The sequence below is a fragment of the Maribacter sp. genome, assembly GCF_039974175.1.
GTDB lineage: Bacteria > Bacteroidota > Bacteroidia > Flavobacteriales > Flavobacteriaceae > Maribacter_C.
In genome coordinates this window covers 227,262-239,939 of the sequence record NZ_JBDWJN010000009.1, presented here as the reverse complement: position 1 = coordinate 239,939, position 12,678 = coordinate 227,262, and the positions used below count along the sequence as shown (strand labels likewise).

12 protein-coding genes are annotated in these 12,678 nt (G+C 38.6%); 2 read left to right on the top strand and 10 right to left on the bottom strand.

What is annotated here, in order from left to right:
• Positions 1–62 precede the first annotated feature (62 nt).
• Positions 63–539, bottom strand: a complete 477-nt coding sequence (gene greA, locus ABJN95_RS07560; RefSeq protein WP_348369762.1) for a transcription elongation factor GreA — start codon at positions 537–539, stop codon at positions 63–65.
• Between the two features lie 171 nt (positions 540–710).
• Between greA and ABJN95_RS07555 the strand changes: the two genes are divergently transcribed.
• Entirely contained in the window at positions 711–1,151 is a 441-nt protein-coding gene (locus ABJN95_RS07555; RefSeq protein WP_348369761.1) for a hypothetical protein, read from the top strand.
• 50 nt (positions 1,152–1,201) lie between these two features.
• On the opposite strand, the gene ABJN95_RS07550 is transcribed toward ABJN95_RS07555, so the two are convergent.
• Positions 1,202–3,373, bottom strand: a complete 2,172-nt coding sequence (locus tag ABJN95_RS07550) for a TonB-dependent receptor (protein ID WP_348369760.1) — start codon at positions 3,371–3,373, stop codon at positions 1,202–1,204.
• A 368-nt stretch (positions 3,374–3,741) separates the two neighbouring features.
• Between ABJN95_RS07550 and ABJN95_RS07545 the strand changes: the two genes are divergently transcribed.
• A complete protein-coding gene (locus ABJN95_RS07545) occupies positions 3,742–6,219 on the top strand; it encodes an ATP-binding protein (protein WP_348369759.1) in 2,478 nt (825 codons plus the stop codon).
• Here the strand turns inward: ABJN95_RS07545 and ABJN95_RS07540 are convergent.
• From ABJN95_RS07540 to ABJN95_RS07505, 8 genes are all read right to left on the bottom strand, one after another.
• A complete protein-coding gene (locus ABJN95_RS07540) occupies positions 6,194–7,564 on the bottom strand; it encodes a sigma-54 dependent transcriptional regulator (protein WP_348369758.1) in 1,371 nt (456 codons plus the stop codon). The genes ABJN95_RS07545 and ABJN95_RS07540 overlap by 26 nt on opposite strands.
• Before the next feature lie 353 nt (positions 7,565–7,917).
• Positions 7,918–8,220, bottom strand: a complete 303-nt coding sequence (locus tag ABJN95_RS07535; RefSeq protein ID WP_348369757.1) for a hypothetical protein — start codon at positions 8,218–8,220, stop codon at positions 7,918–7,920.
• Between the two features lie 296 nt (positions 8,221–8,516).
• Positions 8,517–8,822, bottom strand: coding sequence for a hypothetical protein (locus ABJN95_RS07530; protein WP_348369756.1), 306 nt, complete (start codon positions 8,820–8,822; stop codon positions 8,517–8,519).
• Between the two features lie 233 nt (positions 8,823–9,055).
• The gene (locus ABJN95_RS07525) at positions 9,056–10,597 is read right to left on the bottom strand and encodes a DUF4301 family protein (RefSeq protein WP_348369755.1); all 1,542 of its coding nucleotides are present in this window, start codon (positions 10,595–10,597) and stop codon (positions 9,056–9,058) included.
• Complete coding sequence (locus ABJN95_RS07520) at positions 10,594–11,157, bottom strand: ATP-binding protein (RefSeq protein ID WP_348369754.1); 564 nt, start codon at positions 11,155–11,157, stop codon at positions 10,594–10,596. The genes ABJN95_RS07525 and ABJN95_RS07520 overlap by 4 nt, the downstream gene beginning before the upstream one ends.
• The gene (gene pnuC, locus ABJN95_RS07515) at positions 11,112–11,750 is read right to left on the bottom strand and encodes a nicotinamide riboside transporter PnuC (RefSeq protein ID WP_348369753.1); all 639 of its coding nucleotides are present in this window, start codon (positions 11,748–11,750) and stop codon (positions 11,112–11,114) included. Before pnuC ends, ABJN95_RS07520 begins: the two co-directional genes overlap by 46 nt.
• Positions 11,734–11,994 carry a hypothetical protein gene (locus tag ABJN95_RS07510; RefSeq protein ID WP_348369752.1) on the bottom strand — a complete coding sequence of 87 codons (261 nt, stop codon included), beginning with the start codon at positions 11,992–11,994 and terminating at the stop codon, positions 11,734–11,736. Before ABJN95_RS07510 ends, pnuC begins: the two co-directional genes overlap by 17 nt.
• Before the next feature lie 37 nt (positions 11,995–12,031).
• On the bottom strand, positions 12,032–12,667 hold the full coding sequence (locus ABJN95_RS07505; RefSeq protein WP_348369751.1) for a 4'-phosphopantetheinyl transferase superfamily protein: 636 nt from the start codon (positions 12,665–12,667) through the stop codon (positions 12,032–12,034).
• Positions 12,668–12,678: the final 11 nt, after the last annotated feature.

Below are 12,678 nucleotides of genomic sequence, written 5' to 3'. Positions count from 1 at the left end.
ATTTATTCAAAAAAAAATCCCGTCACAGAAATGACAGGATTAAATATAAAGATTTAAACCTTTTAGTCTCTTGTAATCTCTAAAATATCAAACTTGATTGTTCCGTTGGGCACGGTGATCTCAGCGACATCACCCACTTCTTTTCCCAGCAATCCTTTACCTATAGGAGAGTTTACCGAAATTTTACCCGATTTTAAATCCGCCTCACTTTCGGCCACGAGTGTATATTTCATTTCCATTCCGTTATTCTGGTTTTTCAACCTCACCGTTGACAAAACCAAAACCTTTGAAGTATCTAACTGAGATTCATCTATTAACCTGGCGTTGGCCAGGGTATCTTCCATTTTCGAAATTCGCATTTCTAGTAAGCCTTGTGCTTCTTTTGCAGCATCGTACTCTGCGTTTTCAGACAAATCACCTTTATCTCTAGCCTCAGCAATAGCCTGCGAAGCTTTTGGGCGTTCCACATCGCGAAGATGATTTAACTCATCTTTCAACTTTTTTAACCCCTCTGCGGTATAATAAGATACGTTACTCATAACTTCTACGTTTAATAGGTGAGCTCATCCTAGCTTTCGTTTGGAACTGAGCTCAATAAGAAAATCCTCTAAATAAAGCCGTGCTTGCACGACTATTAGAGAGGATTTAGGACAAATATACATTTTTTTTGCTCAATTTTGCGGCAAACATCCTTCGAAACACACTGTGATATGAAACGATTTTGGGGCTTAATTCTCTTCATTTCCTTACTTTCCTGCGAAAAGGAAAGAACCAATCGCAACCCGTTTTTACAAGAAATCGGTTTTCAGTTTGAACTAAACCTAAACCTTCCTTTGTACAGTCCGCTAACGAATTCTGGAAGTTCTATTTATGTCGGCAATACTCAGGTAGGAACGCGTGGGGCCTTCGTAACCAATACAGGTTTCGACGTATTTCGTGTTTTTGAAGCAAGTTGCCCTAACCATGCTCCGAACGAATGTTCAACAATGAACCTCAACGGAATTGTAGCCACTTGTTCTTGTGATGATTTTCAATATAGCACAATCACGGGGCAAATGTTAAATCGCCCCGATGATGGTGCACGTTATTACGATATGTTAGAATATCGCGCTGCTTATAATGGCGGTACTATTGTGATTATTTCGAATTGACCGCGCTACCTTATAGAGTCACTCGCACAATACTAGTAAGCGGTTTTAATTTAAAACCGTATGCTAGCTCCTAACAAAAAATTAGTTCCCGCTTGCGGATAATATCCGGCTCCTTCAATTGTGGTAATCGTACCTGGATTCGAGAAATCATCATCAAACGTAAAGAAATACCCATTGGTAACATTTAACTGATTGAAAACATTGTTAACCAACCCCGACAGAGTGATGCTTTTTACAATCGAATTAAACTCCAGAACATACTGTATATTCAAATCAGTTTGCGAATAGGCGTCTAAGGTAGACCCCTCAGAATCAATATTACCCATATATTGTTTGCCAACATACTTGGTCAACGCAGCTATTTGAAAATTTTCGGATGGAACATATGCCAATCGATTACCTATCACCAAATTAGGAGAGTAGGCAATATTGGTATTACCCAAATTTTGCACAATTCCATCACGTTGGAAAACGAAGTCTTTATTCTTGTTAGTGCTCAAAGCAATATTTGGGCTCCACTGAAATTTCGCTCCTAAATTCACCTTTGCATCAATTTCAAGCCCAAGACGATAGCTGTCACCCACATTTTCGCGAAGCGGAGCACCAACATCATTTAATTCTCCGGTAAGAACCAGCTGGTTTTCATAAGTCATTAAATACGCATTTGTACTTAGCTGAATATCTTGCGAGACATACCGCCATCCCAACTCCAAGTCATTAAGTTTTTCAGGTTCTGGGTTTCCATTTTCATAATCGTTTCTGTTCGGTTCTCTATTAGCTACAGCAAAAGAGAGGTATAGCTTGTTGTGAGGATTCAAGTCATAGGTCACTCCTACTTTGGGATTAAAGAAATTAAAGGTGTCATCGACAAGACCCGTATCCTCCCCATTGGCTTGGTATCCAACGGTTCTATATTGTAGATCTCCAAAAAGGCTCCACTTATCAGTCAGATTGTAGTTAGCCTTGCTGTAAATATTAAAGTCCGTTTTGGTAGAACTGTCGTCGTAGTAGCGGTCGCGAATGTTGCTCATACCGGCAAATCGTGCCCAAATAACTTCCCCAAAATGGTCGCCTTCATATTTGTTGTACCCGCCTCCAACAATAAAGTTCAACTTATCATGGACATAATTTGCAGAAAATACTGTTCCGTAAAAATCATTATCCAACCAACGGCGGCGAATTAAATCTGTGGTGTTCACTTCCTCTCCATCAACGTTAATAGGAGTAAAACCATAGGTTGCAAAAGAATCATCTTCACGAAATTGTTCGAAATAACCTCTACCCCTGGTATAATGCAAAGCGATATTCATACTCCAATTTTCATTTAGTTTTTCATTCCATAGGAGTTGGGCATGATCTTGTTTGTAATTGTCTTCCTCTTTATCGTAGAATAGCGTATTTCCATTCTCATCGGCATAAATTCCAGCTGGATTAAAAGTTCTATTTGATTCTAAAGTGGTGGCGTCGATTCCGAACCAAGATTGATATGTAATTTCATGCCCCCCGAACAATAGCGCCTTGACTAGGGTGTTGTCATCCTTAAAACTTCCTTGTAAGAAATAAGACTCCAGCTTCGAAGATGCTCTATCGATATATCCATCTGAAGTAATTCGTGATAAACGACCCGCGATCTCAACATGATCATTTAAAAGTCCTGTACTGAATTTCAGGTTGTTACGAAAGGTGTTGAAACTTCCGAGGGAGGAAGAAATTTGCGCATATGCTTCTTCCGAAACCCCGTCGGTTAACAAATTTAAACTAGCGCCAAAAGCTCCTGCGCCGTTGGTGGAGGTACCTACGCCTCTTTGCAATTGTAAACTCTCGGTGGAGGATGCGAAGTCGGGCATATTCACCCAAAATGTGCCTTGTGATTCTGCATCATTATAGGGTATTCCATTAATAGTTACATTCACTCGGGTAGCATCGCTTCCACGCACGCGAATGCCGGTATAACCAACTCCCGCCCCGGCGTCAGATGTCGTTACTACTGATGGCAAGAAGTTCATCAAAATGGGGATATCCTGCCCCAAATTTCTCGGTTTGATTTCATCCTTAGTGAGATTGGAAAATGTAACTGGTGTTTGATTGGTCACTCGAATCGCCGAGACAAAGACTTCGTCTAAGATGACTTTTTTACCTTCTAAAGAATCGGCTTGTTGTTCTTGGGCCTGTGAGGCCATGGTTAGCCCAAAAAGGGCCATTGCTGTGACAATAGTTTTCATTCGTACTAAAATTAGTTACGAATAAAAGGGGCTATTATTCTAAGTTAAAAATTGATTTTTGTTCTAAAGAGAACATTGTTTTCCAAAATTAGGTCAGCCCTCGCGCCGGCTGGCCCCTCGCTAAAAATGTCTGAAAGACATTTTCTTAACGCTCGGTCCCTTAGCAGCATTACCTGCCCAGGTTCATTGGGTATAATCTCAGCTTTATCTTGAAACAAGTTCAAGACTTGGCACCCCTTTGAGATGGTACAAAGGTAGTGTGGAAATTCAATTTTCTCTTTATAACAACAGCAAATAATTAACTTTTCACAAAAAACAAAATTGCCGTTACATACGTATCTATAAAAGGATATGTATTGAGACCGGCTATGAACGACAAGTCAAAGAATAAATTCACCTTCAAAATAATTTTTAGTTACCTGGTGCTGGCGGTTCTTGCCTTGGCCTCGGGTTACTTTATCTATACTGAAATAAACACGTATTTATCCACAGAAACTGCAGAAGAAAACGATGCCAAGCTATTGAAAACAGGGTCATTCCTTACACACCTATATGAAGCGGAAAGTTTATCAAAACTTGCTTTACAGACTAAAACCAAAGAGAATTTCGACGCCTATTCACAGAAAATCGATTCTATTTTTCTCGAAATTGACTCTTTAAAACAACTGACCAACAGTGCTAATCAAAAAGAACAGTTAGATAGTGTTCAACTCCTTCTTCAGCAAAAAGTCTCAAATAGTACCGAGCTTCTCAATTTAAAAGTAAAAAATGATGCCAATAGTTCTATAGACCATGCTATTCAAGAGTTTTCTAAGATGGAAGCTTCTTTGGGCAAAATTACCGCTGAAGGATTAGCTCCAAATATCGATGAATTATCGCCCAAAGCTCAAAAAGTAATACGTGATGTCGCGGCATATCTTAATGCCAATGTGCCGACAAATAATGATAAGATCACCAACTCAAAACAAGTAGATTCGATACTAAATGCGTCTAAACTCTTGTTAGCTAAGGCCAAGCAAACCGATTCGAAGACACAGCGTTTTTTAGCGCAAAAGGAAATGCAAATCAATAAGAACGATCTTGAACTTTCACAACAATTACGGACGATCATTTCCGCTTTTGAACAAGAAGTTCTAGTAAGTTCCTTTAATGACAATCTAAAAAAGAAATCTGCCCTAAAAAGAAGTATCCGCTTGGCCGGATTTGCCGCCTTATTAGGTCTGGTTGTAGTTGGCTTGTTTGCCTTTCTTATCAATCGTGATTTCTGGCGCATTCAAACGTATCGTCAGAAATTGGAGAAGGAAAAAAAATATTCTGAGTCCTTGTTAAAAAGTAGAGAACAGCTTATTTCTACCGTAAGTCATGATCTTCGGTCTCCTTTGAATACGATAACCGGTTATACCGAATTGATGGAAGGTACAGCTCTCTCGCAGAAACAGGAACGGTATATGGGGAATGTAAAATCAGCATCGGATTACGTAGGAAACTTAGTAAACGATTTGCTCGACTTTTCGAAGCTTGAAGGGGGTAAGCTAAATATAGAAAACGTTCCTTTCATAGCGGCAAACCTCATTCAGGAAACTGCAGAATCGTTACAGGCATTACGCAGCAACAAAAAAGTAAAGCTATTTTTAGAGATTGACCCAAAACTTCAAAAAACGGTTTTAGGCGACCCCTTTCGCATACGGCAAATAGTAACCAATTTAATTGGGAATGCCTTTAAGTTTACGGAGGAAGGCCATATTACTATAAAAGCTAAGGCCACCGCGGCTAGAGGGAAATCGTTGCAGGCAAAAATAGAGGTAAGTGATACAGGAATTGGTATCGCAAAAGAAAAGCAACATCTAATTTTCAACGAATTCACCCAGGCGGACTCCACAACCGAAAAGAAATTCGGAGGTTATGGTCTTGGACTTACCATATCGAAAAAACTTGCAGAACTGTTACATGGTAATTTGACTTTGGAAAGCAAACTAAATCAGGGAAGTACTTTCACCCTTCAATTGCCATTACAGATTACTGACAAATCAGTGGAGAAAAATTCAGAGGTTGCTTATCTGGTTCCGAAATTGCGTTTGCTTATTATTGATGATGATACTGCTTTATTAGGAATGTTACAGGAATTAACCGAGAGCATGGGTATGTCTGCCCATACCTTCACCAATTTTTTACAACTAGAGAAAGATTCACATTTAGGTTATGATTTGGTCTTAACCGACATTCAAATGCCACAAATTACAGGATTTGAGGTTCTAGAACGACTTCGATCAGGCGAATTTAAGCACTATCAGAACCAACCGATTATCGCCATGACGGGTCGAAGAGATTTAGAATCAGAGGCCTACACTTCTATTGGCTTTGATCAGGTGCTTCAAAAACCATTTTCAAAAAAAGAACTTATCGGCATGTTAAAACTTCTGGGTTTTAAGGCCGAAGACATAGAAGAGGTTCAACATAAATCTGCATCAGACGCATCGAACAAAGTTGTTTCAAAGCATTATAGTTTGGAAATTATCCATTCGTTTTTAGGTACCAACGAGGACGCTGTTGACGACGTGCTCCAAACTTTTTTGAGAGATACGCAAACGAACTTGCAGCTGCTAGAAGACGGCGTTGCTACCATAGACTATACTCAAATCAATCAAGTAACGCATCGTATGTTGCCTATGTTCAGACAACTAAAAGTAGATATTTTGCCCATTTTAGAGCGTTTGGAATTGGCCAAAATGGAAACGACAAACCAAGGCCAATTAGCAGATGCCTTGCAAACGATAAGAGCAAAGGTGACTGCCCTGACCGAAGAAATAGAAAACCGATGGACTACAAGTCCAAGTTATAATGATTAATTTTATTGTAGAGCGTTTTGCGGGTAACTTGAAGTAATTTGGCCGCCTTTGACTTATTGAAATTTGTCTTCTTCAAGGCCTTAATGATACGATCTTTTTCAAATTCCGATTTTGAAAAACGCTCTGAATTAAGCGGTTTTCCATTTGATGTTATCACTTCTTTGGGTAGCACCTGCAGTTGAACCTCATCTTTGGTAGTTAATAGCACTGCCCTTTTTACTACGTTTTGTAATTCTCTCAAATTACCCGGCCAATGGTATTGCCGAAAAGCATCCCAAACCTCATTCGAGAAACCATGAACACTTTTATCTAAACTAGAATTGGCCTTTTCTAGAAAATGCTCTACAAATAAAATTAAATCGTCGAAACGCTCTTCCAATGAAGGAATATGGATTGAAAACTCATTCAATCGATGATATAAATCTTCTCGAAAAGTTCCTTTTTCTACCGCTTCATTTAGATCTTCGTTGGTGGCAGTAATAATGCGTAGATCTACTTCAATCTCTTTGGTACTCCCCACGCGCTTTATTTTGCGTTCTTGAAGGGCGCGCAAGAGTTGAATTTGGTTTTCATAAGATAGATTACCCACCTCATCTAAAAACAGAGTGCCCCCATTTGCCGCTTCAAAATTCCCGATTTTGTCTTCAACGGCTCCTGTAAAACTTCCTTTGATGTGACCAAAAAATTCACTTGTAGCCAATTCTTTTGGAATCGCGCCACAATCAACGGCAATAAAGTTGAACCCTTTTCGTGAACTGTTGTCATGAATCGCCTTTGCCGTCACCTCCTTGCCTGTGCCACTTTCCCCAGTAATCAAAACTGACATGTTGGTCGGAGCCACGAGATGTATATATTCATCAAGCTTTTTAGATGCTTCACTAATACCGCGCACAATGCTTGAGGTTGCGACGGTGCCTATTCTAGATTTTTTTAGTATTTCAGTAGCTGCTGTCTGTTCTCTTTGAACTACTTTTCCTGCCCCCGATTTCACCTCAAGAGCCTTTGTAATTAGCTTAACTATCTCATCAGGGGTAAAGGGTTTGGCGATATAATCAAGTGCGCCTTTTTTCATTGCTGTAACTGCACTTCCAACCTCTGCATAACCCGTCATTACAATAACTGGGATACTTTGGTTCATTTCTTTGATATCGGTAAGTAGTTGTATCCCATCGTAATCGGGAAGACGTAAATCGGTCAGTACCAAATCAAATTCGTTTACCGCAAGTTTTGATTTGGCTTCGGGTGCAGTAAAGCTTACTGCAACCGTATACCCATGTTTTGTCAAGAACTTTTGTAACATTTGACAAAATGCTGCATCGTCCTCAATTATCAAGATGTTTGGCATAAAAACTTTCTCGTTTTAGATATGTACGTAAAAATAGGCCCTGAAAGCTGTTTCTCTTTTAAAATAATACTAAAGTTTCAAGGGAAACAACTCTGTTTTAGAGAGATAGAGGAAGAAAAACATGAATTTAACCCTATGGCATAAAAAAACCCCACCTATTTGGTGAGGTCACTCCGACCAAACTGATTGATGGGCAAGTCAATCAGCGGTCTAAATCAATTAGCATTGGTAGGGAGATACTAAGCGCATATCAAGAAAAGGCATAAAAAAAGAAAGGAGTTGTACTTATACAACCCCTTTCAGACCAAACCAACTTGATACAAAACAAATAACTCAAGTTTACTTTTAAAATCTTAAAGTTCAATCCAGTTGCCTTCAGCATCGGCATATAAGGTTCCAGAAGTACCATCTTCTAAAGAAACCTCTAATTTGTACTGAGCAGCCTCGTTGACATATGCTTTATTAATTGTAGCCGTTGGGTAGTTTTTAGCTACCGCCGCCGTCACCGCTTCTGGCAATTCGGCTACTGCTACTTCGGAAAAATCATCTTGAGCAGCTACTGCTTCAGTTGTTGCAGCTTCTGCATTTGCTTCCTCCTGTGCGAATGCAGTCATTGTTCCAAAAGCCATAACTGCTACTAACATTAATTTTTTCATGATTTTCATTTTTATATTCATAATTAAATTCAAAAGAAGTATTGAAAATATGATACCAATGTTTGTTTTTTTTACAAAACATTGATTATCAACTGTATAAAAAATAAGAGGATCTACCATAGTGTATAATATTGGGTACCGACGCATCGAAACGTGTAAAAAGTAAGCACTCTTTTAGCCTTCCAAGTAGGCCATCAAAACAATATGTATTGGCAAAAGCTTAGAAACAAAAAAGTCTCACCAGAGGTGAGACTTTTTTAACAAACTAACTAACTTAAATAGTCGCAAAAAGTTCTTTACATTTCAATCCAGTTGCCCTCTGCGTCAGCATAAAGCTCTACTGATTCACCGTCTTCTTTTGCCACCTCCAATTTGTACTGTGCGGCCTCGTTCACATAGGCCTTCGAAATTGTGGCTCCTGGATGAGCGGCCTCTAGCGCTGCAGTGATTGCTTCTGGTAATTCTTCGATTGCTATCTCAGCAAAAGCATCTTGCGCTTCCATTACTTCAGTTGCAACTTCTTGTACAGCTGTTTCCTCTTCTTGTGCGAATGCAGTCATTGTACCTAGGGATAATGCTGCTACTAATAATACTTTTTTCATTTCAATGTGTTTTAAAAATTAATATGTATTTGTTTTGTTTGATAAGTAGTATGAGAAAATGATGCCATGGCGAATTTGTTTTCAAAATTTACTATAATACGTTGATTATCTGATCTTTATATTCTATTCTGTAGAATTGGAAAAATGTATATGGGTGTGTAAGAAGCCGCAAAAGTGTGTAACTATTACACACTTTTGCAATAAAAAAATCGGTTCTAAGAAATATGAAATAACTACCCTATCTGATGCGAAGGTTTTAGCAGGTCATTTACGGTCTTCACCGGATTAAAAGTTAGCAAAGGTACCTCAACAAAAATAGTGTTCCAATAGGCCATGGCACCGTTCCAAAGACCTGGTAATTCAAGAGCCTTCAGTTCCTTACCATCTTTGGTTTTTTCGGTTATAAAACCTTGTTTCGTGTCTACGAAATTCAAAAGGTTATACTTCTCTCCTTTGAAATTACGAACACCACAAACCAAGTCTACAGGATTGAAATGTGTTGCTTGGGCAATCAGTTTTCTTTGATATTCATTTGAGGTATCCATTTGGGCCGACTCAATAATCTGCAGTGAAATCCTGTTTTTCCCATCTTTAATCCAAAATGGACCTCCGCCTGGTTCTCCCTCATTTTTGACCATCCCACAAACGCGAATGGGCCTATTGATCTTATCTTGAAGTATTTTTGCTTGTTCATCAAGCATAAAAGAATCGTATGAATCTGAAAACCGAACATTCAAATCTTCTTCTAAAAACGCTTTTATATCTTCTAATTGGTTATTACTGACTTCTTGTGTTTCTAAGAGCTTTGCATACGTAAATGCTTTTTGTTGCACTTGCACCAATACCCCTGCAAGTACTTTTTTACTATTGGTAACAACCTTAGCATTTTCTGGAACCACTACATTATCAATATTCTTAATAAAAATGATATCGGCATCCTGCTCATTTAAATTTTCTATCAGTGCCCCGTGACCCCCCGGTCTGAAGAGCAAAGACCCATCACTATTGCGAAAAAGTTCATTCTCCAAATCGACCGCGATAGTGTCAGTCGATGACTTTTGATACGAATAGTTGACGTCAAAAACAGTTTGTGTAGTTTGAGAAACTCTTTTATTTATTGATTCGAACTCTTTTTCAAAAAGTGCTCTGTGCTGTTCGGAGATGGTAAAATGAAGTTTTGCTTTGTTACCCGTTTTGGCATAAGTGGACCCTTCTTTTAAATGCTCTTCAAAAGGTGTGGCCGCATGGTCTTGGTACGAATGAAATGGAAGTAATCCCTTTGGATAAAATCCATAATTCAAAGCTTCTTCAGACAAAAGTTCTTTTACAAAAAGATGAACAAGCGCTCCTGCACTTCTTGTTTTTCGCTCTATTCTACCCTCAATAATTTTGTAAAAAGGGAAATCTGAAAGCCGTTTAGCAAATAGCTGTAACGCGGTATCCCCTGTTCGTTCAAGATAATCATCCAATTTTTCTATGGTAGGATCATAGGCTTCCAAAAAATTAAATAGTGCTTTAAACATGCGAGAAGCGGCTCCAGAAGCTGGAACAAATTTCAATAATGACAATTCGGGTTTCAACTTATCGAATTCATCAATCAAAACTTGCTCTTCTGTGGTTGAAAATTTTGAAATACCGTCTCCTACCACTGCTGCCTTTTCAAGATCTATGAACGCAATTCCCTCTCTAAAAGTTTCAAGTTGGTCGCGTATTTTACTTTTTGTAATTCCCTTCGCTTCGATTTGTGCTAAATCGCTTTCTGTAAGTAAACTCATTTTCTTAGTAGTTGGTCTATATATTTGACAGCGGTGTTTAATCTGGTCTTCTTGTCTCCAGTTAAAGTAATAAAATTTCGGTTGTATTTCTCCAATGTCTCCTTGAAATAGGCAAACATACGCTCACGTTCGTTGGGTTTGTCTCTTAAATCATCTCCAACCCACGGCACATCAATATTAGTAAGCAAATATAGATCATAGGTGTTCTGCAGCGCGTACTTTTCTAAAATTGGATCGCAGTGTCCAACATAATAGGCCTCAGAATATACTTTGGTTTCCAACAAATCGGTATCGCAAATCAAGACTTCAGTGGCTTTTTTTGCTAGGGTGTTTTCCAAACGCATTTGTCCTTGGGCAATAGGCAAAAGATCATGAGGCTCACAGGTTTTACGCTCGTTATTCCACTTATTTTGTAAATATTCTCTAGCATACTCGGGTACCCAAACTGTATTGTAGTATCGTGCCAGTTGTTCTGATAAGGTTGTTTTTCCTGTAGATTCAGGTCCAAACAAAACTACCTTAATGATGTCTGTAGGCTCTTGTTTAAACTTTTCCTCCATGCGAAATAAGCTTGTATTGCAATAATCGTAAATATAAGGTATTGAACGGACAACATTCCCCATCCACGATAAGCGTAAAGAGGAATTGTAATGATATCAGCAATAATCCATAGTGTCCAATTTTCAATTTTTTTCAGCGCCATATACCACATCGCCGTGAAGAATATTCCTGAGGTGAAAATATCGACATAATTTGAAGATGCGATTTCGTTTCCAAAGACTTTATAAACACCATAATTAATGGCCATTGTTGCAAGAAAAAGTCCAACACCAATACCTTTTTCTCTTGCGGTTGTTCTTGAAATCTGCACCACTCGTTTGTCATCCTTTTTACGAGACCAATTCCACCATCCATAAACACTCATGGCCGACCAATAGAAATTCATCATCATATCACCAAGCAATCCATCTTTGAAAAACAAGTATACCGTAATTACGGTGGCAATCAGCCCCGTCGGATACACCAGAATATTTTCCTTCTTGGCATACCAGACACTGAGTATTCCTGTAATTAAAACAATGGCTTCTAGAACAATTACATAAATTTCTTTACCTCGGTAAGAATCTAGAAAAAAATCAAAAATGGGGTTCATACGCACTTCGATCAGATTTGACAATTTTCATAAAAAGCAGGCCTTTTTCCATCATTTCGAACCCTTCTTTGATTTCTGAATGGAGCATGCCCATTACTTGATCATAATCTCCAAAAACCTGGGTACTCAAAGGGTTTTCCAAAACAGTCAACCCAGAGGCTCGCAATTTTTTAATAAAGCTGATAATGTGATTTTCGAAATCATCTTGAAGAGGTGTGAAGGTAAGTTCTACAGATATATTCATGGGTTATTGTAAAATTTGATTAAATATTTCTTAATGGTCAGTTGAATGGAATAGCATAGACACAGGTAAAACCTTCAAATTCTAAAAATCGAATATCGTAGGAGGTGTTTCTTCCCTTATACAGTATTTCTCCTTTGGTATGGCCATCTGAAAGAGAAAAATCTTTTATGTCAATATGATGCAAAAAACTTAGCCCTTTTTCCGCATAAATTTTATATAATGATTCCTTGCACCCCCATACAACAGTAAGTTTTCGAACTAGAGCCTCAGTATTTGCGATGGTGCTATACTCCTCGATTGGTGTAAATTTGTGGGCAATGCGAAGAATTTTATCCCGTTGCATTTCAATATCAATTCCAACTTCATCCGTTTCGCCGACAATAATTCCCGTAAATTGATTCGAATGTGTAATTGAAATATGTTTTCCGTCTTTCAAATGCGGTTTTCCCACCTCATCGTAAAACAAATCGGCATCAACATAGCCGGCTTCCGCCATCAAATGGCGAATACTCAAAAAACCTCTACGGTGCATTTCTGATTTCATTCCGTTCATCCGATTTTGACAATGCTGTGTAAGCTCAATGCCCTTGCCAAGGGCATTTTCTGATTCTTCAATTTTCCAGATATAAACCTTAATCGATGTACCTACCGTTAATGTATTGTAAAGAGGCATACGTATTCTTA

Excerpts from the sequence above, each read along its gene's own strand:
- greA (WP_348369762.1), bottom strand. The coding sequence starts at position 539 with ATGAGTAACGTATCTTATTATACCGCAGAGGGGTTAAAAAAGTTGAAA.
- ABJN95_RS07505 (WP_348369751.1), bottom strand. The coding sequence starts at position 12,667 with ATGCCTCTTTACAATACATTAACGGTAGGTACATCGATTAAGGTTTAT.
- ABJN95_RS07525 (WP_348369755.1), bottom strand. The coding sequence starts at position 10,597 with ATGAGTTTACTTACAGAAAGCGATTTAGCACAAATCGAAGCGAAGGGA.
- ABJN95_RS07545 (WP_348369759.1), top strand. The coding sequence starts at position 3,742 with ATGAACGACAAGTCAAAGAATAAATTCACCTTCAAAATAATTTTTAGT.
- ABJN95_RS07520 (WP_348369754.1), bottom strand. The coding sequence starts at position 11,157 with ATGGAGGAAAAGTTTAAACAAGAGCCTACAGACATCATTAAGGTAGTT.
- ABJN95_RS07535 (WP_348369757.1), bottom strand. The coding sequence starts at position 8,220 with ATGAAAAAATTAATGTTAGTAGCAGTTATGGCTTTTGGAACAATGACT.
- pnuC (WP_348369753.1), bottom strand. The coding sequence starts at position 11,750 with ATGAACCCCATTTTTGATTTTTTTCTAGATTCTTACCGAGGTAAAGAA.
- ABJN95_RS07530 (WP_348369756.1), bottom strand. The coding sequence starts at position 8,822 with ATGAAAAAAGTATTATTAGTAGCAGCATTATCCCTAGGTACAATGACT.
- ABJN95_RS07540 (WP_348369758.1), bottom strand. The coding sequence starts at position 7,564 with ATGCCAAACATCTTGATAATTGAGGACGATGCAGCATTTTGTCAAATG.
- ABJN95_RS07555 (WP_348369761.1), top strand. The coding sequence starts at position 711 with ATGAAACGATTTTGGGGCTTAATTCTCTTCATTTCCTTACTTTCCTGC.
- ABJN95_RS07510 (WP_348369752.1), bottom strand. The coding sequence starts at position 11,994 with ATGAATATATCTGTAGAACTTACCTTCACACCTCTTCAAGATGATTTC.
- ABJN95_RS07550 (WP_348369760.1), bottom strand. The coding sequence starts at position 3,373 with ATGAAAACTATTGTCACAGCAATGGCCCTTTTTGGGCTAACCATGGCC.